The 20,561-nt window shown below is 66.7% G+C and carries 18 protein-coding genes; 13 read left to right on the top strand and 5 right to left on the bottom strand.

Annotation, left to right across the window (positions count from 1 at the left end; genetic code table 11):
- Window position 1: 1 nt before the first annotated feature.
- Complete coding sequence (locus tag ACWF4Z_RS25330) at window positions 2-1,315, bottom strand: glycoside hydrolase family 43 protein (protein WP_452245622.1); 1,314 nt, start codon at window positions 1,313-1,315, stop codon at window positions 2-4.
- Between the two features lie 329 nt (window positions 1,316-1,644).
- Here ACWF4Z_RS25330 and ACWF4Z_RS25325 point away from each other — a divergent pair, with 329 nt between their 5' ends.
- The 10 genes from ACWF4Z_RS25325 (at window position 1,645) to ACWF4Z_RS25280 (ending at window position 13,001) form a co-directional block, all read left to right on the top strand.
- Complete coding sequence (locus ACWF4Z_RS25325) at window positions 1,645-1,878, top strand: hypothetical protein (RefSeq protein WP_452245621.1); 234 nt, start codon at window positions 1,645-1,647, stop codon at window positions 1,876-1,878.
- A gap of 56 nt (window positions 1,879-1,934) precedes the next feature.
- A complete protein-coding gene (locus ACWF4Z_RS25320) occupies window positions 1,935-4,622 on the top strand; it encodes a hypothetical protein (RefSeq protein ID WP_452245620.1) in 2,688 nt (895 codons plus the stop codon).
- A 346-nt stretch (window positions 4,623-4,968) separates the two neighbouring features.
- On the top strand, window positions 4,969-5,202 hold the full coding sequence (locus ACWF4Z_RS25315) for a hypothetical protein (RefSeq protein ID WP_452245619.1): 234 nt from the start codon (window positions 4,969-4,971) through the stop codon (window positions 5,200-5,202).
- 179 nt (window positions 5,203-5,381) lie between these two features.
- Window positions 5,382-6,746 carry an FGGY-family carbohydrate kinase gene (locus ACWF4Z_RS25310; protein ID WP_452245618.1) on the top strand — a complete coding sequence of 455 codons (1,365 nt, stop codon included), beginning with the start codon at window positions 5,382-5,384 and terminating at the stop codon, window positions 6,744-6,746.
- Window positions 6,743-7,372, top strand: a complete 630-nt coding sequence (locus ACWF4Z_RS25305; protein WP_452245617.1) for a histidine phosphatase family protein — start codon at window positions 6,743-6,745, stop codon at window positions 7,370-7,372. The genes ACWF4Z_RS25310 and ACWF4Z_RS25305 overlap by 4 nt, the downstream gene beginning before the upstream one ends.
- The gene (locus ACWF4Z_RS25300; RefSeq protein ID WP_452245616.1) at window positions 7,369-8,169 is read left to right on the top strand and encodes a DeoR/GlpR family DNA-binding transcription regulator; all 801 of its coding nucleotides are present in this window, start codon (window positions 7,369-7,371) and stop codon (window positions 8,167-8,169) included. Before ACWF4Z_RS25305 ends, ACWF4Z_RS25300 begins: the two co-directional genes overlap by 4 nt.
- Before the next feature lie 13 nt (window positions 8,170-8,182).
- Window positions 8,183-9,640 carry an FGGY family carbohydrate kinase gene (locus tag ACWF4Z_RS25295; protein ID WP_452245615.1) on the top strand — a complete coding sequence of 486 codons (1,458 nt, stop codon included), beginning with the start codon at window positions 8,183-8,185 and terminating at the stop codon, window positions 9,638-9,640.
- Window positions 9,640-10,638, top strand: a complete 999-nt coding sequence (locus ACWF4Z_RS25290; protein WP_452245614.1) for a 2-hydroxyacid dehydrogenase — start codon at window positions 9,640-9,642, stop codon at window positions 10,636-10,638. Before ACWF4Z_RS25295 ends, ACWF4Z_RS25290 begins: the two co-directional genes overlap by 1 nt.
- A gap of 328 nt (window positions 10,639-10,966) precedes the next feature.
- Window positions 10,967-12,163 (top strand): Gfo/Idh/MocA family protein, encoded by a 1,197-nt coding sequence (locus tag ACWF4Z_RS25285; RefSeq protein ID WP_452245613.1) that lies wholly within the window; start codon window positions 10,967-10,969, stop codon window positions 12,161-12,163.
- Window positions 12,164-12,506: 343 nt separating this feature from the next.
- On the top strand, window positions 12,507-13,001 hold the full coding sequence (locus tag ACWF4Z_RS25280) for a YxiG-like protein (RefSeq protein ID WP_452245612.1): 495 nt from the start codon (window positions 12,507-12,509) through the stop codon (window positions 12,999-13,001).
- Between the two features lie 290 nt (window positions 13,002-13,291).
- On the opposite strand, the gene ACWF4Z_RS25275 is transcribed toward ACWF4Z_RS25280, so the two are convergent.
- Complete coding sequence (locus tag ACWF4Z_RS25275; RefSeq protein WP_452245611.1) at window positions 13,292-13,516, bottom strand: hypothetical protein; 225 nt, start codon at window positions 13,514-13,516, stop codon at window positions 13,292-13,294.
- Between the two features lie 257 nt (window positions 13,517-13,773).
- Window positions 13,774-14,085 carry a hypothetical protein gene (locus ACWF4Z_RS25270; RefSeq protein WP_452245610.1) on the bottom strand — a complete coding sequence of 104 codons (312 nt, stop codon included), beginning with the start codon at window positions 14,083-14,085 and terminating at the stop codon, window positions 13,774-13,776.
- A 709-nt stretch (window positions 14,086-14,794) separates the two neighbouring features.
- On the opposite strand from ACWF4Z_RS25270, the gene ACWF4Z_RS25265 reads away from it, so the two are divergent.
- Together ACWF4Z_RS25265 and ACWF4Z_RS25260 are read left to right on the top strand one after the other, a co-directional pair.
- Window positions 14,795-15,301, top strand: a complete 507-nt coding sequence (locus ACWF4Z_RS25265) for a SigE family RNA polymerase sigma factor (protein ID WP_452245609.1) — start codon at window positions 14,795-14,797, stop codon at window positions 15,299-15,301.
- Window positions 15,302-15,312: 11 nt separating this feature from the next.
- On the top strand, window positions 15,313-16,404 hold the full coding sequence (locus ACWF4Z_RS25260) for a hypothetical protein (RefSeq protein WP_452245608.1): 1,092 nt from the start codon (window positions 15,313-15,315) through the stop codon (window positions 16,402-16,404).
- A 189-nt stretch (window positions 16,405-16,593) separates the two neighbouring features.
- On the opposite strand, the gene ACWF4Z_RS25255 is transcribed toward ACWF4Z_RS25260, so the two are convergent.
- The gene (locus tag ACWF4Z_RS25255) at window positions 16,594-17,004 is read right to left on the bottom strand and encodes a hypothetical protein (protein WP_452245607.1); all 411 of its coding nucleotides are present in this window, start codon (window positions 17,002-17,004) and stop codon (window positions 16,594-16,596) included.
- Window positions 17,001-17,672, bottom strand: coding sequence for a GntR family transcriptional regulator (locus ACWF4Z_RS25250; protein WP_452245606.1), 672 nt, complete (start codon window positions 17,670-17,672; stop codon window positions 17,001-17,003). Before ACWF4Z_RS25250 ends, ACWF4Z_RS25255 begins: the two co-directional genes overlap by 4 nt.
- 118 nt (window positions 17,673-17,790) lie before the next feature.
- Between ACWF4Z_RS25250 and ACWF4Z_RS25245 the strand changes: the two genes are divergently transcribed.
- On the top strand, window positions 17,791-20,505 hold the full coding sequence (locus ACWF4Z_RS25245; protein WP_452245605.1) for a UxaA family hydrolase: 2,715 nt from the start codon (window positions 17,791-17,793) through the stop codon (window positions 20,503-20,505).
- Window positions 20,506-20,561: the final 56 nt, after the last annotated feature.

Raw genomic sequence — 20,561 nt, 5'->3', positions numbered from 1 at the left:
CTCAGTAGATCTCGATGCGGTCGAGGCTGATGACTGCGCTGGTGGAGGCAGGATTCTTGTCGCCGGTTACTCGGACTTTGAGGGTGTGGGGGCCGGCAGCGAGGGTGGGGGTGATGTACATGAGTTGCTCGCCTACCCGGATCGAGCTGTAGTAGTCGATGCGTTGTTCGGGGCCGCCGTCCACCGAGATCGCGGCGATGCCGTTGCCGGTGTCGGCGACGCTGAGGAGGGCGGCGCGGGTCCCGGTGAATTGGATCGTGGCGGTCGCGTTCGTTGCGCCGCTCCAGTGGTCGTTGCCCCAGAAGCACTGGTTGCCGCAGCCTGAGCCGGAGCTCCACGCGCCGGTGTAGGTGACCGTGGAGTCGGTGTCGTTGATCCAGTGGTTCGACGAACCGGGATCGCCGGACGGCAAGGTCTGGGTCGCACCGGCTGCTAGTGGGCTCCCGAGATTCGGCGTGCCATCGGCGTTCCAGCTGATCTTCTGTACGCGCGTGGTCCGGAAGGAATACGTGTACGTGCTGGTGTTCTTGCCGTGGTACGCGATCCAGTCCTCGCTGCCGTCCGGCGACTTGAAGAACGAGTGATGCCCCGGGCCCCAGACGCCGGTGCTGTCGTTGCGGGAGAAGATCGGCCCCGGGTGCTGGACCCAGTTCGACGCGACCATCGGGTCAGCGCCGTTCGCGATGCTCTTCATCCACAGTTGGTAGTCCGGCTTGCCGGTGTCGCAGGTCGAGTACGTGAGGAAGGTACGCGCGGCGCCGTACAACGGAGTGGGTCCCTCGCGCACCTCGGTGCACCCGCCGTCCGCTGGGATCGCGACGCGCGCGCCGGTGGCCGTCCACGGGTTGCTCATCCGGACGATGTACAGCTGTGCCGGTCCGCCCTGACCACGGCCGGGGCCGGTCCAGACGAAGTACTGCTGGCCGTTGACCGTGATCGGCTCGCCGTCGATCGCGTACTCACCGAAGTCCGCGATCTTCGCCTTGAAGCTGTACGGGCCGAGCGGATTGTCCCCGGCGGATTCGAGCACGTACATCCGGTGGTTCGCGTCGACGCCGTCGGAGGCCGTGTAGTAGATGTACCAACGACTGCCGACATGCCGGAACGCCGGCGCCCACATCTGCGTGTTCCGGGTCGGGTCCGGATCTCGCCAGACCACCTGCTCGGGCTGCACGAGCAGCGTCGCCAGACTCGGCGACGACCAGATCCCGATCCGGTCACCGCGGGTCGTCGTGACGTAGTACTTGCCCTGGTAATACATCAGCGACGGATCCGCCGACGCGTTCACCGGATTCCGAAAGCTCTGAGAAGCCACCGCATGCTCCCGCTGTTCGACAACAGGCGAGGCGCCGGCCGGAACGGTGCTCCCCGCAATCCCAACCATCAAGCACACAGCTATCCGAAAAATCTTCATGCGAACCCCTCGAACCGTGGGCGATCGGTCCTGAACACCCAACTAGGCAGCTGTGGGGCACTCCCCCCAAACCCCGAGCTAGGCAGGTGTGGGGCACTCCCCCCATCCCCGAGCGCAGCGAGGGTGTTCTTGGTTCTGGCAGTTGTATGCCACTTTGCCATCGTTGTAAACCTTTCGCGGCACGATGGAAACCCTGGAACCAGCGCCGCACGGAAGGCGTCGTACCGCACATGAAGCTGAAGGTCCGGGTCGTGCACTACCACTGTCAGGGGCGCGACTGCTGGTATGCCGACATCGACGACGCTGACGACCGTCAGCCCGACGACCCGTTCTGGTACGCCGACGGCTGCCGCACGCAGGCCGAAGCGCTCGGCCTCGCCTGCACCCAGCTCGCCGCCCTCGACCGGGCCATTGCGGCCGGCGCTACCCCATCCCGGATCAGCTCTCAGGCCGCAGCTGCCTGATCCCAAACGAGCACGAGCCCTGGCCGCGCACGGTGACCGGGCGTCATCATAGGGCGATGCTCGGGGAATCGGACGGCACCACCGGCAACGCCACGATCGAACAGATCGGCCGCCGCCGGACCTTCACCAGGACGCTCCAAATAGCAGTCGTACTCGCGGTCGTCCAATGGCCGCTGCGCGCCGCTGTCCACCACGCCGCGCCCGGGTCTGTCTGTGAGGTGCCGGGCCGACTCTCACTCCTGGTGGACGGCCTGTTCATCATGGCGTACGTCTATGCCGCGTATCGCGCGTACAAGTACGTCAAGTTCGTCAATCGCCAGTCCTGGAAGCAGATCTCCTGGAAGCAGATCGCCGCCGTCGGGGCCTGGCTCGTCTTCGCCGCGGCCGTGCTCGACGTCGTCGAGGACCTCCAGCTGTGGGGCGAGTTCCGCGGGTCGTGCGTCGACCTCTCGACCGGCGCGATCACCTGGCTGATGCGGGCGCTCGCGCTCACGGGAGCCGTCGTACTCGCGGTGTGCTTGTTCGCCACCAGTCGGCTCGGCCAGGCGAAGTTGTACGGCGCTCAGCCCGAGCCGCCGGTCACGTTCAAGCGTCCTCCGACCGACGGGAAAGACAGCGGCCGGCTCGTGATCACCTGCTCCGGTGGAGGCATCCGGTCGGCGTCGTTCTGTCTTGGTGCACTGCAACTCCTCCGCGAGCGAGGCCTGTACGACAAGGCATCCACGGTGATCGGTGTCAGTGGCGGCGGCTACATGGCGGCGGCCTTCCACGTGTTGCGGCGGACTTGTGCCGACCCGTTCTCGCCCGGATCGCCGGAGCTGGCGCGGCTGCGTCGGCAGACCCGCTACCTGTTGTCGGGCGGCCGGGCGATGTTCCGGGCCGCGCTGTCCGTGCTGTTCGGTCTGGTCGTCAACCTGTTGCTGATCGGGATCACGTTGCGCGCGATCGCCTGGGTGCTCGGCTGGTTCCTCGCCGATCAGAAGGTGATTCTGCCCGGATACAGCGAGATTCACGTCGCCTGGCGTCCGGACGGCTCATGGTTCTTCATCGGCCTGTCGCTCATCCTGCTCGCGGTCAGCGCCGCGATGTTCGTGATCGAGAAGGTCTGGGATCGGTGGGCGCGGATGCCCGACCCGGTCCGCACCGTCCTCAACGCGATCGGGAACATCACCCTCCGGTACGGCGTACCCGTTGCCGTCCTGCTCCTCGGCGTACCAGGAGGCCTTTATCTGTTGGGGAAACTGCCCGGCGGCTCGTCCGATCAGCCGAGCCTGCCGTCCGCTCTGCTGGCGTTGGTCGACCCAACGAAGCAGGGTGTCGCGTCGTTCGGTGCGCTGGTCGTCGTACTGATCGGACTCGGCAAGTCGGTGTGGAACGGGCTCGCCGTCGAAGGCAAGTCGGCGACCGGTCTCCGTGCCCGGCTGCTGTCGTTCGGGCGGACGAAGCTCGCGCCGTGGATCGGCAGCGCGATCATCATTGTTGCCGCGATCATCGTTCTGCTGCGCTGGACCGGCGGGTACGCGACAGACCCGTCGTACCAGGGGAACTGGAACGTCGCCTGGATCCTGGCCGGCATCGCCATCGCGATCAAGGTGCTCACCGACGCGAACCGGACGTCCCTGCATTCCTTCTACCGGGAGCGATTGTCCCGCGCGTTCCTGGTGACGCGGCAACCGAACGGCGCCGCGGTGGCGCTCGACTACTCGCTGCGGCTGCGCTATTCGGAGTGGGCGAAACCGGTCGCGGGCGGTCCGCAGCTCGTCATCGCCGGCGTTGCGAACGTCGAGGATCCGGACTTCGTGCCGACACAGCGCGACTGCGTCCCGTTCATCTTCGATGCCGAGCGGATCGGCATCATCGGGGATCGGTCGCTTCCGAACGGCGGTCGCCGCGAGACCGACGACTACGAGCGTGAGGCCGACGTCCTGGAACGCGAGGTGACCGTGCCGGCCGCGATGGCGATCAGCGGCGCCGCGCTCAGCCCGCTGACCGGCCGGGTCAATGGCCGGACCAGACCGGTTCGGCTGCTGCTCGCCGTACTGAATGCTCGCCTGGGCGTCTGGCTGCCGAACCCGTACTGGAACAACCGCGAAGAGCCCGCGTTCCCCGAGGTGCAGGGGTTCGTCCCGAAGATCCGCCGGTACGTCGCAAGCGTGATCGACAAGCCCGGTCCGTACCGGCTGCTGCACGAGGCGGTCGGGTCGCCGTCGATGTACGAACGCCGCATCTACGTCACCGATGGCGGTCACTACGACAACCTCGGCCTGGTCGAGGCATTGCGGCGCAAACCCGCGCAGGTGATTGTGATCGACGCGTCGAACGACGCGGAGGATCGCTTCACCGCGCTGGCCGAGGCGATCGCGACCGCCCGGATGGATCACGGGATCCAGATCGACATCGACCCCTCGCCGATGGTCCGCGGGTCGAAGCCGCGCGCCGATCGGGCCTGGGTCTACGGGATAGCAACTCATCCGCCAGGGAGGAAAGAAGGCGACGGCGGGAACGGGGAGCAGGAAGAGAAGCCCTACAAGACCGAGATCTTCTTCGTGAAGGCGGTGCTGGCCGGTCATCTCGACTGGGACCTGGAGCAGTATGCCGTCGAGCACGCGGACTTCCCGCGCCGGACGACCGGCGACCAGTTCTACGACGAGTGGGACTTCGAGGCGTATCGGGCGTTGGGGTACTCGTTGACGCAGTCGCTCACCGACCACCATCGCGTCCACGATCGCCTCGCCGACCTGTGATCCGACCCCGGACCGCCGTGTGACGCGAGCTGGCTAGACCGGTTACGCGTCGTAGGCAACGACCGTCAAACCCTTGTGCTTGTGGATAACTAGCGAGATCTGTGGACAAGGCAACCTTCGCGGATGCCGATGCACGTGCAGTCCGCCTGGTGAGCGAACGCTTGCCGGACCGCGATCGTGGTGGTGTGATAGGTGGCCGCGAGCCGGACGAAACTTTACCTAGATTTAGCCGTAACGCCCGGCGCGCCAGGTCGTTGATCAGTCAGACAGTTCGTGATCGGCACAGTTCTCTTGGTCAGCGCAGTTCGATTCAGCGGATCGCTGGGGAATCCGGAGGGGCCCGCTCGTGCACCGATTCAACCCGCCACCCGATTGGCCCGAGCCGCCGAGTGACACGTGGCGCCCACCCTTCGGCTGGCAGCCGGACCCGGAGTGGCCGGCCGCGCCGGCCGGCTGGGGCTTCTGGCTCAACCGCAGCGGCCGCCCGTCCAGCGGCCCGATCGGTGCCTACGGAGCTGTCGACGGAGGTCGCGTCGAGTTGGCCATCGCTGACCCCGGCCTGCTACTGATGCACTCCTGACGCTGAGCTGCTCCTGGCGTTCGGCGACGCTGAAGTGCTCCTGATTTCCCGCTGACTAGGCGCTGTCGGCCGGAGTGCGGCTCCCGTATGCCTTCAGCTGCGGGAGCCGCGGCCTGCCCTCTTATCGTTGTTCGATGTTATGTTATCAACGCAGATAACATCGGACCTGGAGGCGTGGGGTGGCGGGACCTGCCTGGATCGGCGTCGACCTCGGCACCCAGAGCGTGCGCGCCGTACTGGCCGATGCCCACGGCGCCGTTCTGGGGAGCGCGAGCCGACCACTCGTCAGCCACCGCGACGGCGTACGGCACGAGCAGGACCCGCAGACCTGGCTCACCGCGGTCGACGCGGTCCTCGCGGAAGTTCAGGGCTCGTCGATCGACGGCATTGCTGTCTGTTCGACCTCCGGCACCTTCCTGCTGACCGACCTGGATGGACATCCGGTCACCCCTGCGCTGATGTACGACGACGCCCGCGCCGCCGACCGTCGCGACCACATCGTGGACGCCGACCCGGATCGCTGGTCGACTGCGATGCAGCCGACCTGGGCGCTCCCGAAGATCCTCGCCCTCGTTGCTGACGGTTACGACCTCAGCACCCACCGAGTTGTCCACAGCGCCGACTTCGTCGCGGCGCACCTGGTCGGTCACCCGGTCGCGACCGACACGAGCCACGCGCTCAAGACCGGCTACGACCTGATCGCGAACGCCTGGCCGGCCGCCGCCTACGACAAACTCGGCCTGCCCCTCACCGCGTTCCCCGACGTCGTCCTCCCCGGCACTGAACTCGGCCGAACCCCTACCGGCATCCCCGTCTACGCCGGCATGACCGACGGATGCGCCGCCCAGATCGCCGCCGGCGCCCTCACCCCCGGCGCCTGGAACTCGGTCCTCGGTACGACGCTCGTCCTCAAGGGCGTCAGCAATGACCTCCTCGCCGATCCCACCGGAGCCGTCTACAGCCACCGTCACCCGGAAGGCGGCTGGCTTCCCGGCGGCGCATCCAGCACCGGCGCCGGCGTACTCACCGAACTCCTGCCCGGCAGAGATCTGGACGCCCTCGATCGAGCCGCCCGCGAACTCGGCCCGATCAACGCCGTCACCTATCCCCTCACCAAGACCGGCGAACGCTTCCCCTTCGTCGCTTCCCGGGCCGAACGCTTCACGCTCGGCGCGACCCCCGACGACCTGCACACGTACGCCGCTGTCCTGCAAGGAGTCGCATTCATCGAGCGACTCGCCTTCGAGCACCTGGTCGGCCTCGGCGCCGACCCGATCCGCTCGGTCTCGCTCACCGGCGGCGCCACCCGCAGCGGCTACTGGAACCAGCTTCGCGCCGACGTCCTCGGCGTACCGGTCGAGCTGCCTGCTGTTCCGGACCCGGCGTTCGGCATGGCGATCCTTGCCGCCTCGGGCGGCGCGCTCACCGAGACAGCGCGAAGAATGGTCCGCGTGGACCACATTCTCGAACCGCGCGGACAACGACTCGACGACCTGTACGCCGAGTTCGTCGCGGAGCTGGACAGTCGGGGGTATCGCGGATGAGGACCACGGTCGTCCTCGCCCGGCACGGCAGGACCCAATGGCACGACGGCAACCGGTACACCGGTTCCACGGACCTCCCGATCGACGAGGTCGGCGTACGACAGGCTCGGCAGCTCAGGGATTGGGCCATCGACTACGCGCCTGATGCGCTGTGGTGTTCCCCGATGCTCCGGGCTCGACAAAGCATCACACCGACCGCCGAGGCTTTAGGGCTCGAGCCGGTGGTGGACGGGCGCCTGCGCGAAGTGGACTTCGGTGAGGCCGAGGGGAAGATGCTCAGCGAACTCCCGCCGGCGGTGGCCAAGTCGTTCCAGCTGGATCCGGTCGGTCGGCACTTTCCTGGCGGGGAGGATCCCGCCGAGGCGGCCGAGCGGGTGTACGAGGTCTTCCACGAGATCGGACAGCGACACGAGGGGCAGAAGGTGTTCGCGGTCGCGCACAACACGCTGATCCGGCTGCTGGTGTGCAGGGTGCTCGGCGTGCGGCTCAACGACTACCGCAGACTGCTTCCTGCGCTCGGTCCCACGGCGCTGGTGCGATTCCGGTGGCAGGACGGCACAGTGGGTCTCGAGGCGTACAACTTGCCCCCTGTGATTCCTCCCGCACGAATGGAGACCCTGGCATGACATCGGATGTCGACGGCGACACCAGTGAACTGAGCCGTCCCGCCCGCCGGCAGGCCGAGATCGCGGCGTACGTCGTGAAGCACGGCTCGGTCTCGGCGAACGACCTGGTCGAGGCGTTCGGTGTGAGCGTGATGACGGTGCACCGCGATCTGGATGAGCTCGAACGCCAAGGCGTAGTGCGTAAGTACCGCGGTGGTGTGACCGCGCAGCCGACGAGCGTGTTCGAGAGCAACGTCGCGTACCGGCTGAACACGGCGACCGCGGAGAAGGCCGCGCTGGCACGGCACGCACGCGCGATGATCGAGCCGGGTATGTCGGTCATGCTGGACGACTCGACCAGCGCGCTGGCGCTGGTCGACCTGTTCGAGGGCATCACCCCGTTGACGGTGGCAACGAACTTCCTGCCGGCCATCAGCAAGCTGACCGAGCTCCGCGACATCACGCTGCTCGCGCTCGGCGGGATCTATTCGCCGACTCACGATTCGTTCGGCGGGATGCCTTGTGCGGAGGCGGTTGAGGCGCTGCACACGGATCTGTTGTTCTGCTCGGTGTCCGCGGTGTCGGCGACGCATGCGTTTCATCAGGAGGAGGAGATCGTTCTGGTGAAGCGGGCGATGCTCCGGTCGGCGCGGACCAAGGTGCTGCTGGTCGACCACGCCAAGCTGCAACGCACTGCCCTGCATCGGTTGGCGCCATTGACGGACTTTGATGTCGTGATCGTCGACGAGAAGACTCCGGACGACTTGATCATCTCGCTGCGCGACCACGGCGTAACCGTGGAGGTTGCCAAACTCTAGGAGGCGGGACCTGATGGACATTGGGGTCGATGTCGGCACGACCGTCACCAAGGCCGTTGCCTTCGACAACGACGGGCGACCGGTGGCTTCGGCATCCCGGCCCACCCGGCTGGTGCGGCCGGGTGTGGGTCGGTTCGAGCACGACACGTCTTCGATCGTTGCCTCAGTCAACGAAGTGGTGGGTGAGGTTGCCGGTTCGGTGGGGGATCGGCCTGGTGTCCTGGCGATCACCGCACAGGGTGATGGGCTGTGGTTGCTCGATTCTGACGGTACGCCGGTGCGGCCGGCGATCTCGTGGTTGGATGCGCGGAGCAGCGCGATCCTCGAGCGGTGGACGACGGATGGCGTGGCCGAGCGGGTGTTCCGGCGTACCGGCAATCGGATGTTTCCTGGTGCGTCCGGGCCGTTGTTGGCCGCGGTGGTCGCGGAGGAGCCGTCGGTGGTGGAGAGGGCCGGGACTGCGGCGTACTGCAAGGACGTGGTGATGCAGCAGCTCACCGGGGTGCGCGCGACCGATGTGTCCGATGCGTCCGCGCCGTTCCTTGATCCTCGGACGAATGCGTATGACGGCGAGGCGCTGGCGGCGACTGGGCTCGCGGACTTGCGGCACTTGTTGGCGCCGGTCGCGGCTGCCGGTCCGATAGGAGAGCTGCGGACTCCTTCGGTCGGATTGGCTTTAGGAACAAGGGTTTCTGCTGGTCCATATGACCTTCCTGCCGCTGCCGCGGGAGCTGGTGTTGATCAGACCGGCGATGCTTTGCTGACGGTCGGTACGACGCTTGCTTGTCAGGTGGTGACGCGTGAGTTGCCGGTCGATGGGGAGCCGGCCGGGTTGTTCCTAGGTACCTGGTCGCCTGGGGTTTGGTTGCGGGCGATGCCTGCGATGGTCGGTACGGCGGCGCTCGATCGGGTGCTCGCGCTCGTTGGGGTCGGGACCGATCAGCTGCCCTCGTTGCTCGCCGAAAGCTCGGTGGGCGCGGGTGGTGTGACCGTGCTGCCGTATCTGGCCGAAGCCGGTGAGCGTGCGCCGTTCGTCGACACCCGAGCGCGTGGAACGATCGATGGGATCTCGCTCTCCACGACAACGGCTGACCTGGTCCGCGCGACCTGCGAGGGGATTGCGTACGCCGCTCGGCACTGTCTGGACGCGGCTGGGTGGACGGGCCGGGTGACTGTGTGCGGCGGGGGAGCGCGGAGCAAGGAGTGGACTCAGATCCTCGCGGACGTGTTGAACGCGCCACTGCATACAGCTTCGGCAGAACAGGTTGCTGCCCGTGGTGCGGTGATCTGTGCCCGCCGAGCGGTTGATTCTGCCGTTGGTCCGGAGTGGATCGCGGAGACACGGCAGGTTGATCCCGATCCGGCCCGTGCGGCCTTCTATGCCGAGGGATACGACCACTATCTACGCCGCATCGAGGCCGCTCGTCCCCGCTGGTCCGACCCAGCTCCCACCTTTACTCCAGGAGTTTGATGAGAACCGTTACTACGTTGCTCGCGGGGGACCACTTCGTCCGCAACGACCTGCTTGTCTCGGCGCTATCTGGTTTGAAGGAAGTGAGCTTCGACTTCCGCGAGATCACCCTGCCGTGGCCATTGACGCCGTACGGACGAGTTGCTGAGGTGGACGAGGCGAGCGACGCCGAGGATCAACTGATCGCCGCGCTTCCTGGGGTTGAGTTGGCGATCACTCAGATGGGTCCGTTCACTGAACGGGTATTGGACTCGGCACCTGATCTGCGGTTCCTGGTGGTCTGCCGTGGTGGTCCGGTCAACGTGAACGTGCCTGCGGCAACTAAACGCGGGATCACGGTCGCATCCACTCCAGGACGCAATGCGGTCGCGGCTGCAGAGCATGCGGTCGCCCTGATGATGAGTGCCCTGCGCAACCTTCCTCGGCTGCAACGCACGCTGGAGCAGGGCGAATGGCGCAGCGACCTGTATGCATATGAGGAATGCGGCCTGGAGCTCGACGGCTCAACCGTCGGCTTGATCGGGTACGGCGCGATCGGCCAACGGGTCGCCCGCGTGATGCTTGCCTTCGGCGCCCAGGTGCTGGTCGCCGATCCGTTTGTCGACAAGTCTCCGGACGGGATCGAGTTGGTCGAGTTGGACGAGCTCCTCCGCCGATCTGATGTAGTCAGCCTGCACGCGCGCCTGACCGACCAGACCCGCAACATGATCGGCGCCGACCAGATCGCATTGATGCCACCAGGCGCCGTACTGGTCAACACCGCCCGCGGCGGCCTCCTCGACTACGACGCCGCCGTAGACGCCCTAGAGTCGGGCCATCTGGGCGCAGCCGCCTTCGACGTCTTCCCGGTAGAACCGATCCCCGCCAGTTCCCGCCTCCTAACCGCCCCCAACCTAGTCATCACCCCCCACCTAGCTGGCGCCACCCGCCAAACCGCCCACCGAGCCGCCACCCTCGCCACCGAAGCAGTAGCCACCTACCTAGCAAACAACGTCTAGCCGCCCACTTCCTCCGCGCCAGCCCGCCCACCTCCGGCAGCGCGCTGGTGAGCTGGCCAGCCTCTCCGCCCGTGACGCCCGTCCTCCAGGCCATCACAATCCCCGGACCGCGCCGACCCTGAGCGCAATCGCCCAACCGACTCCGATTGTGATGGCCTGGAGCTCCGCCGTCCGATGCCCACCAACGAACGCCGCCCCGCCCGCATGCCCCCGCCGCATACACCCGCCCGCCTGCCTGTCGCCCGCAAGGCGGGCGTGGCGTGGGTCACACCGTTCGGTGTGTGAATTTGTTCTTCCGTGGAAGATAAATGTGTGATTGCCTTGGGTTATGGGAATCAGCATCGGCGTGGTCGGCGCCGGCCAGTTTGCTCCTTCGTTCCTGCGGCTGTGGTCCGCGCACCCGGATGTCTCGGACGTGCGCCTGACCGACGTCGTACCCGAACGGACCGCCGAGATGGCGGCCGAACAGGGGATCGCGCTCACCTACCAGTCGTTCGAAGAGATGCTCGCGTCCGATGTCGACGCGATCGCGATCTTCACGCAGCGCTGGCTGCACGGCGAGATGGCGATCCAGGCGCTCGAGGCCGGCAAGCACGTGTACTCGACGGTCCCGATGGCGATCGAGGCGGATCAGATCGCCCGCATCATCGAGCTGGTCAAGGAGACCGGACTCACCTACATGATGGGCGAGACCAGCTTCTACTACCCGTCGTCGGTCTACTGCCGCCAGAAGATCGCCGACGGCGCCTTCGGCCGGATCTTCTATTCCGAGGGTGACTACGTCCACGACATGGACCTCGGCTTCTACGCCGCGTACCAGTACAGCGGCGGTGACGACTGGAAGAAGACCGCGTCGTTCCCACCCATGCTCTATCCGACGCATGCCGTCGGCAACGTTCTCTCAACGACCGGCCAGCACGCCACGCACGTCTCCTGCATCGGCGTGAAGGACGACCGCGGCGACGGTGTGTTCGACAAGGAAGTCAGCCAGTTCGACAACGACTTCAGCAACGCGACCGCACTCTTCAAGCTCGCCGACGGCGGCGTGATGCGCACCAACGAGATGCGCCGCGTCGGCTACCCGTCCCACATCCGCGAGTCCCGACTGCGCGTCTTCGGCACCGAAGGCAGCTTCGAGCAGCTAGCCACCACCACGCTCTGGCAAAACAAAGTGGGCGTAGAAGACGTCAGCCATCTGATGGAGACCGAGCCCAGCGGCTCGTACGACGACGCCGACCTGGCAAACGTAGACCCGGCCCTCCGCGACGCCTTCCGCTCCGGCCTCTCCCCGGTCCACGACCGCACCCGCCTTCCCAAGGAATTCGCCGGCCTCCACAACGGCCACGAGGGTTCCCACCACTTCCTGGCCGACGACTTCGTCCGCGCAGTAGCCGACAAAACCCTGCCCCCCATCAACGCCTGGATCGCCGCCCGATACACCCTCCCCGGCATCTACGCCCACCAATCAGCCCTCCAAGGCGGCGTACAACTAGAAATCCCCGACCACGGAGACGCACCGATCTAACCCCCGCGCGGCACGCGGGTGGGTAAATCCCCCCGCGTGCTCCGCGGACGACTCCGTTCGTCGCTCCGCTCCTCACCGCGCCCACTACGCGCGCTCCCACCCACCCCCCGGCTACCGCCGGTGCACCTCCTGCAGGGCCACCCGCCGGCGCTCTCCCGGCTGCCGCCGGGGTTGTTTCGACTACCGCCGGTTCTGCGGGCTGCCGCCCGATCCTGCCGCTGCCGCGGCGGTCATCTGGGCTGTGGGTGGGTAGGTCAGGACGTCGTAGATCGACCACGGCGGACTCAGCAATGGTGAACTTGGAGTGCCGGGCGCTGAGCGACCGGCAAGGCATGATGTCGGCATGGACAGCTCGGCGATCCGTACGGCGTTCGAGGACGTCTTCGACCAGGCCATCGTGTTTCATGGCTTTGCCAAGCACATACGCGACTACGACGTCTTCATCCATGTCATCGCCGACCCACGTACGGGCATTGAACCCGAACATTTGCGCTACCGATTTACTCACTGCGTACGAGCGACGACAACGACGGCGATTCGCCGCGACGTCTGGAAGCGATCCCTCGACGAACGCCTGCTTGACTACGACAGCTACCTGGCCGCCGACGACCTTGACGGCTACGTGTGGGGCGTCGATTGGCAGCTCTCGTACCCAGGGTTCTCCTTGCTCGACCAGTCGGCCGAGGCGGATCAATGGTCTGCAGACCTGGGCATTCCGTTTCATGAAGCCAGGATCGAGACCAACGGTCACGATGTGGGCCTGGTCTTCTCCGACCTGCGGGTCGACCGGGTCGCACCCGGGCACAGCCCGTTCGTCGTTCCGGCAGGCGGCCCCTGACGCAAAGATTCCGCTGCCCTGACGTCCGCTACTGCACGATGATGCACTCCTCTTTCAACAGCCGTTGAAAGACGTCTGACAGCACGTGAATTACTGTCATAGACAGCTCGAAGGTATCTAGTCTGGCTACTTAGACACGTCGCCTGACAGTCCTGCCATGCGCGCTACCTGGTATCCGAAGTGGCTACTTGGGAGGCTCACATGACAGCTTCGGCGCGAGCCCTGTCACGCGCCTTAACCATTCGGTCGCCAACCTCGAGCCGTGTCAACCCACCCTGTCGTGCAGTTACTCAGATGCGTTCGATCCTGATGTCGGCGTGGTTGAGGGTTGCGACGTAGGAGGTCAGGTCACCGGGATCGGTGGTGAGAACCTGGGCGGGCACGTGCAGGGCTGCGGTCACGACGACGAGAGCGTCTACTGCGTCTGGGCGCTTCTTGCCCGGCAGCAGGGCCTTGGCGAGCATTGCTCCGGCCCGCTGGTACGAGTCCAGAGTTGCGGTTCTTGCGCAGGCCACGCACTCAACGGACGCCGCGGCTCTTCCTTGCATCGGCGCAGCCGAACCCCGAGCTTGTGGGACGGTGCAATCCTTCAGGTATCCGCTGAAGGCGTGCACCGTCTTGGGGTCAGGTCGCCAAGCCTGTGCCAGGACCGGACCGATGATGATTGGCCTGTGCTGAGCTGTTCGCAGTCCGCGATGCAAGGTCAAAGCCACTGCATCACCACTCAGCATCGCAAGGAGCATGCCGGTGTCGTAGACGACAGTACGAGCAGTCACGCGACGTCGGCTCGGTCCGAGCCGAGCGCCGAGGCGAGGATCCTGCGGACCTGGGCTTGCTCCTCGGCCGTCAGGTCTTCGAAGACAGGCAGGCTAGGCGTCTCGAGTGTTGCGGCCTCATCCAGCGCGGCGGCGTTGTCATTGTCGAGTGGGGCGAAGACCGCCGCCGCGGCGTCATCCGCCGCCATCTGTGCCGTGGCGGCGGCAATGATGTAGCCGGAAACGTCCATGCCGGCGGCGTCGGCGTGTGCCTTCACTGCAGCATGAACCTGGGGGTCCGTCGAGATACTGAAGCGCATGTTGGCCATGACCCCAGCGTAACACGCAATGTTACGGTGCCGTCGGGTGGTCGAATATCCTCGGCGCCGGCGTGGCCGCGCTGGCGCTTGCTGTAAGGCGCGTTCGCAAGCTGGTCGAAGTACCAGGCTCGCGCCTGTTCTCGCCAGCGCGACGAGGACCTGCGCGGTAGCCGGGAGCCTGGCTCGGGATCCGGACATGAAATCGGAATGGCCTGGTACGCGCATCAGGCCGTTCTGCCCACGTCGGCTCCCTTGACGGAGCGAGCGGTCACGCAGAACGCGCGAAACCCGGCCGACTCACCGTCCGGAGAGCTGCCGGGTTCACTTTCGAGGGCTACCGCCCGCGACGTGTTCATGATGACGCATCGGGCCGCCGGGTCAACCGATTTGCCGCAGTTGTAGTCCGGTTCACGCAGCTGGACTGATCGGTGGGATACGGCGGAGGTGATAGAGCACCCGTCGATCAGACATGACACCAAATTTAGGACAAGGGCGTCGGTCTACTCGGCGGCTGTGGCGCGGATCATCACGGTGAGAAGGGGTGAGGACGGGGCGGTTGGCTCTGGCCGATGTCTTCGTATTTCCAGGTACAGCCAAGACTTGATCGGCCCGGGCGGTAGCGGTCTGGTGCGGTAGTTCTGGGGACTTCGGCTTGGGATGCAACCTGATGGCGTGGGCCACGCATCATTCGGGGGACATGGAGAGTGGAGGTGCGCGGATGGCGGAGCGGGACAAGACATTCGTCGAGTTCGTGGAGGCGGCGATTCCGTCGCTGCGGAGGACGGCGTACCTGATCGCTGACGATCGGCACAAGGCGGATGATTTCGTCCAGGAGACGCTCTACAAGCTGTATCTCGCCTGGCCGAAGGTGCAACGGGCCGACAACCCGTTCGCCTACGCCCGCCGGATGTTGATCAATGTCACGTACGCGGCGGGCCGGCGTTCCTGGCGTCGGGAGATAGCGAGCGCTGACGTCCCTGAACGCACGGTTCAGAGTGCCGACTTCGCGGCCGGGCACGCGGAACGTGACGAAGTGCTCGAGGCGCTGCGCGCACTGGGGCCACGGCAGCGTGCCTGTGTCGTCCTGCGGTACTACGAGGACCTCTCGGTCGAGCAGACCGCGGAGATCCTCGGATGCTCGAAGGGCACGGTCAAAAGCCAGGCCGCCCGCGGCCTCGACACTCTCCGCAAGGCCATCGATCGGCGACGGAGTCCGGCGCTGTGAAGGAGAACGAGATGGAAGACACCCGCGAGGTCAGCGCTGAGCTACACCGCCTGGCAGATACCGGACCAAACGATCACTTCGACACCACAGCGGTTCTCGTCCGAGGCCGCCGTAGCCTGCGGCGCAGACGGTTCTTGGGCGCGGGCGGCGCTGTCGCCGGCGTCGCCGCGGCAGCTCTCGCTGTCACCCTCATCCCCAACCTGGCCGGCGTCGGCAACGACCCCGGCGTGGCCGGCGGCACTGACACCGAGAACTCCCAGTTCAGCGCGGTCCCGGGCATCCCTCGCGGCGAGGACGGAGCCGGACAGCGGATCTCCGAGCAAGAGGCCGTACGACGCTGCGCCCTGAGATACCCCGGCATGAATGGCTCGATGAAGGAAAAGTCCGGCTTCCGGTCGGTCAGCTCGCGCGTCTACCTGCAGAAGGCCCGCGGGGGAGGGGCCCCGGAGGAGCTGTACTGCACGATCCCGGGTGGGGACAAGCCGTCCGCCGAGCTGGTCGCGGCTGCGAAGGCGGATCCGTTCCCGAACGACACGGCCGGCAAGCTTCGCAATTGCTCGGTGGACGCTTGGGTCGACATGACCAAGTGGCACATCCTGGTGTCGGACCGGTTGAATGCGGCCACCAAGAGCTACCCGGGATTCAGCCGCGAACAACTGATCGCCGTCTCACCGTCCGGCAAGACGGCGATCTCCTGCGGCATCTCGGCGGACCCGAGGGGAGGCGTCGGCTACGGCTGGGCGGTCACCGGCTTGCGCCTCGACGACCTCGGTGCGGACTACCCGCGGATGCAGCGGCCCGACGGGACCTTCGTCACGGAGATCGGCAGAATTACTGTCCAGGGCAAGGACTGCGGCCCCACGGCCGGCGGCCTTAGCTGTGGCCAGTCGCTGCCTGTGGGTTGGGGGCACGCGCCGGCGAACACCGCGAAGGTCGTCGTACAGGTCGGCTCCGGCCCGGCATACGACGCACCCTTCAAAGACGGCTGGTACACCTTCACCGCCCTGGACAAGACCCGCCACACCATGCTGCGTGACCCGCTGACGGTCAGGGCGTACGACAAGGACGGAAAGCTCCTCAGCAAGCTCTACCCCGAAAAGTGACCGAGTCGCCGGCCCGGACCACACCCGGGCCGGCGTTCGGCGGATGCGCTCCCAGGCACGCGACGCACCGGCGATCAGCGGGTGGGGGGTGGGAGCGCGGCGGCGCGCTCGGTGAGGTACGGAGCGACGAACGAAGCCGCCCGCGGAGCACGCGGGGGAGGACCTGCCCGCCCGCAGTTCCCGGCAGATTTAACCCCTTACGGCGATCTCGTCCAGGTCTTCCCAGGGGAGGACGTGTACGACGATGGTCGGTAGGCCCTCCAGTTCTGCGCGGAGTAGCCGGTGGATGCCGTCGAGGATGGTGAGGCGGCCGTTGGCTCGGCGTACGACGTGGAGTGGCTGGCGCGAGTCTGCGGCCAGCACCCGGTCCCACTGCTCGTGATACTTCGCGGGGTCGGCCGCGACCTCACGTGGGGTGACCTGGAACGGGCGTCCGTCGTACCTCCAGAACGGTAGGTCCAAGTGGTGGGCGAGGTCGGAGACCCGGACGCTGATCATCAGCAGGTCCAGCCGGTGGAGCTGGTCGAGGTCCCACTCGAGGTCGAGGATGTACGCCGTCAGTTCCGGCGGGATCGCCAGTGGGAACGGGCGTCGGGTCACTCGTAGATCTTGCGGAGGCGGAGGGTCATGGAGTTCTCGATGTGGGCAGTCATCGCGGACTCGGCCGCGGCGGGGTCGCCCGAAGTAATCGCGTCGACCAGGGTGTGGTGTTCGGTGAGGACCTCGGGCCCGATATCGCGGTCGTAGTGCAGCCGGAAGATATGCAAATGGCAGTGCGTACGCTCGAACGCCGACCGCACCTGCTGACTCCCCGACAGCCCGGCGATCAACAGGTGGAAGCGGTTGTCGTGCACGGTGAGCGACTTGTAGCCGGCGTAGTCGACCGATGTCGGCTCGACCGCGGTCGCCAGCTCGGCGCGGAGGCGGGACCGGCCGTCGTCGTCGATGAGTTCGGCGGCCCGGCGGGCCGCCCACGGCTCGAGCAGCAGGCGGAAGCGGTAGAGATCGTCGAACTCCGACAACGTCAGCAGCGGCGTCGCCCGGTATCCCTTCAGCGGCTCCTTCACCGCGAGCCCCTCGGACTCCAACCGTGCCAGCGCCTCGCGCACCGGCGTCGACGACACCTGGAACTCGCGCGCCAGCCCGTCGATCGAGATCCGCGCGCCGGGCCGGATGACGTGGTCCATCAGCATCGTCTTGATCGCTTCGTACACGTCGTCGGCCAGCATCTGGCGCCGCAACAGCCGCCGGTCGGCTGGCTCGGTCATCGCACCTCTCCGGATCCTGGTCGCGGTCTTGACCCACCGGTCTGGTTTCGACAGGGTGGCAGTGGTAATCATGCATCATGCACGATTCGAGCCCGGCGTAGCTACGGGAAGGCAGAAAATGGTGAGGTTCGACCAGGCCGGTGTCCTGCCAGAGCCGGGGGACAACGTCGCGATCGCCTCCCGCCGCCTCGAGGCCGGCACCGAGATCGACCTCGGCGGGCACAAGGTCGTCCTGCCACACACGGTCCTCGAGGGTCACCGCTTCGTGGTCGCGCCGGTCGCGCCGGGCGAAGCGCTCACCTCCTGGAACACCCCCTTCGCCCGTGCGAACCGCGACCTCGTCCCAGGCGACTACGTGTGCACGCCGAGCAGCCTCGCGGCGGTCACCGCCCGTGGGGTCGACGGCCTGCCGACCGAGCCGTCGGCGACCAACGAACCCCTCGATCCGTACGAGCTCGACGAGTCCGCGCTGACCTTCGGCCAGCAGGTCATCAGCGTCGAGCAACCCGGCACCTTCCTCGGCTACCCCCGCGCGCAAGGTCCGGCCGGCACCCGCAACCACGTGGTGCTGCTGGCGACCAGCTCCCGCAGCAGCGGGTTCGTCACCGAGCTCTCCCGCCGCTTCGACGCAGCGGCCGCCGGCGACGGCGTCGTACCGGTCGCTCACACCGAAGGCGGCGAGGACGAGGTCCCGAACAACCTGCACTTCCTGCTCGCCACGCTCGCCGGGTTCACCCTCAACCCGAACGTCGGCGCCGTCCTGATCGTGGACACCGACGACGACGTGGTCTCCGGCCAGGCGATCAAGGACTTCATGGCGGAGCACGACTACCCGTCGATCAAGGTGCCGCACGCGTTCTTCACCCGCCGGGCCGGATTCGAGCACGACCTCACCGAGGCCGGCGCCCTGGTCGAGCCGTGGCTGCCGATCGTCGACAACCAGACCCGCGCCGAGGTCCCACTCGCCGACCTCAAGATCGCCTTGCAGTGTGGCGGATCCGACGCCTTCTCCGGCATTTCCGCCAACCCGCTGGCGGGCCAGGTCAGCGCGGAGGTGATCAGGCACGGCGGCACCGCCGTACTCGCGGAGACCGATGAGCTGATCGGCGCCGAGCCGTACGTGCTGAAGAACGTCCGCGACCTCGCGACCGCACGACGGTTCCTCGGCATCATCGACTCGTTCAAGGAACGCGTCGGCTGGCACGGCCACACCGCCGAGGGAAACCCGTCCGGCGGCAACGTCTATCGCGGCCTCTACAACATCGTCCTCAAGTCGATCGGCGCCGCCCGCAAGCTGCCGCGCGAGGTCCGCCTCGACCACGTCATCGAGTACGGCGAACCGCTGCCCGGCAGTGGTTACATCTTCATGGACAGCCCCGGCAACGATCTCGAATCCGTCGCCGGTCAGATCGGCAGCGGCTGCAACCTCATCTTCTTCACCACCGGAAACGGTTCGATCACCAACTTCCCCTTCGTCCCCACGCTCAAGTTCGTCACGACGAGCGCCCGGTACGAGCGCCTGCACGCCGAGATGGATGTCGATGCCGGCCGCTACCTCACGGGTACGTCGATGGCCGAGCTCACCGCGGACACGTTCGACCTGACGATCCGCGTTGCGTCCGGCGAGCCGAGCGCGGGGGAGCGGGCCGGCCACAGCCAGGTGTCGATCTGGCGCAACTGGAAGCAGAGCGGCCCGCGCGAAGGCATCTCGGTCAGCACCGACGGCCGGATGAGCCGCAAGCTCAGTGACCTTCCCGCCGAGGATCGCGACGCTCCCCTCGACGGTCTTCCCCTGGAGGGTCTGACCTCAGACGCCCGCACGTACGCCCGGCTTCTGCAGGTTGACGACCGGCTGGTGCCGGAGGCGGTCGGGCTGATTCTGCCGACGAGCCTGTGCTCCGGGCAGATCGCATTGCGGCTGGCAGCCCAAGCAGAGTTGGAGAAATGGGCGGGCGACGCGGTCACCCGGATGGTTGCCCTCCCGCACACCGAGGGTTGTGGCAGCAGCGGCGGCGCGTCCGAGGAGACGTTCGCCCGCATCATGCTCGGTTACCTCTTGCACCCGAATACGCGGATGGCCTTGCTGTTGGAGCACGGCTGCGAAAAGACCCACAACGACTACTTCCGCTCGCGTCTCGTTGAGGCAGGCAAGGACCCGTCGCGCTTCGGTTGGGCCAGCATCCAGGCCGACGGCGGGCTCGATGCCGTCGGCATCAAAGTCAAAGACTGGTTCAACAGCTTCGACCTGCAAGCACCGATCGAGCAGCGCGGGGATCTCGGCGCGCTCACGATCGGGCTGGAAGCCCGCGGCGGCTTGTCCGGCGAGACGGCCGAGGCGCTGGCCCTGATCGGCCGGGAGATCGTCGGCTCCGGCGGTTCCGTCGTACTGTCGTCGCGCGGTTCGCTCCTCGCCGACGCGGACTTCCGTGCCGCTGCGTTCGGGTCGACGGATGAGGTCGGGCCGACGATCGCACATGGGCAGCGACCTGCTCAGCCGGGATGGCAGGTGATGCGGATGCCTGGCACGGACTGGATGGAGACCGCGACCGGCTTCGGTGCTTCCGGCGTTCAGCAGATCCTCGCTCATGTTGCCGGCGGCACCTTGTCGGCACAGCGGTTCGTGCCGGTTGTTGAGTTCAGCAACGATGCCGCGACGGTCGCGACGTACGGCGACGACCTGGATGCCGTCGCCACCGGCGATGCCGCGGATCAGGCCCGGATCGGCCTGGACACCATCGCGGCGGTCGCGAGCCGCCAGCTCGTCCCCAAGGCGGTTGCCTCTGGCAACGTCGGCTTCCAGATCACCCGCGGTCTCCTCGGCACCTCGATGTGAAGGGTTTGCATATGCACTTGGTCCGTTACCAGTCCCCGGAAGGGCGGCCGGTTGTT

It is taken from the genome of Kribbella sp. NPDC055071 (assembly GCF_053608045.1).
Note: the sequence above shows the minus strand (reverse complement) of the source record. Positions and strands in the feature narration are given on the sequence as shown.

Excerpts from the sequence above, each read along its gene's own strand:
- ACWF4Z_RS25325 (WP_452245621.1), top strand. The coding sequence starts at position 1,645 with ATGAAGCTGAAGGTCCGGGTCGTGCACTACCACTGTCAGGGGCGCGAC.
- ACWF4Z_RS25320 (WP_452245620.1), top strand. The coding sequence starts at position 1,935 with ATGCTCGGGGAATCGGACGGCACCACCGGCAACGCCACGATCGAACAG.
- ACWF4Z_RS25305 (WP_452245617.1), top strand. The coding sequence starts at position 6,743 with ATGAGGACCACGGTCGTCCTCGCCCGGCACGGCAGGACCCAATGGCAC.
- ACWF4Z_RS25300 (WP_452245616.1), top strand. The coding sequence starts at position 7,369 with ATGACATCGGATGTCGACGGCGACACCAGTGAACTGAGCCGTCCCGCC.
- ACWF4Z_RS25295 (WP_452245615.1), top strand. The coding sequence starts at position 8,183 with ATGGACATTGGGGTCGATGTCGGCACGACCGTCACCAAGGCCGTTGCC.
- ACWF4Z_RS25290 (WP_452245614.1), top strand. The coding sequence starts at position 9,640 with ATGAGAACCGTTACTACGTTGCTCGCGGGGGACCACTTCGTCCGCAAC.
- ACWF4Z_RS25285 (WP_452245613.1), top strand. The coding sequence starts at position 10,967 with ATGGGAATCAGCATCGGCGTGGTCGGCGCCGGCCAGTTTGCTCCTTCG.
- ACWF4Z_RS25280 (WP_452245612.1), top strand. The coding sequence starts at position 12,507 with ATGGACAGCTCGGCGATCCGTACGGCGTTCGAGGACGTCTTCGACCAG.
- ACWF4Z_RS25270 (WP_452245610.1), bottom strand. The coding sequence starts at position 14,085 with ATGGCCAACATGCGCTTCAGTATCTCGACGGACCCCCAGGTTCATGCT.
- ACWF4Z_RS25265 (WP_452245609.1), top strand. The coding sequence starts at position 14,795 with ATGGCGGAGCGGGACAAGACATTCGTCGAGTTCGTGGAGGCGGCGATT.
- ACWF4Z_RS25260 (WP_452245608.1), top strand. The coding sequence starts at position 15,313 with ATGGAAGACACCCGCGAGGTCAGCGCTGAGCTACACCGCCTGGCAGAT.
- ACWF4Z_RS25250 (WP_452245606.1), bottom strand. The coding sequence starts at position 17,672 with ATGACCGAGCCAGCCGACCGGCGGCTGTTGCGGCGCCAGATGCTGGCC.
- ACWF4Z_RS25245 (WP_452245605.1), top strand. The coding sequence starts at position 17,791 with ATGGTGAGGTTCGACCAGGCCGGTGTCCTGCCAGAGCCGGGGGACAAC.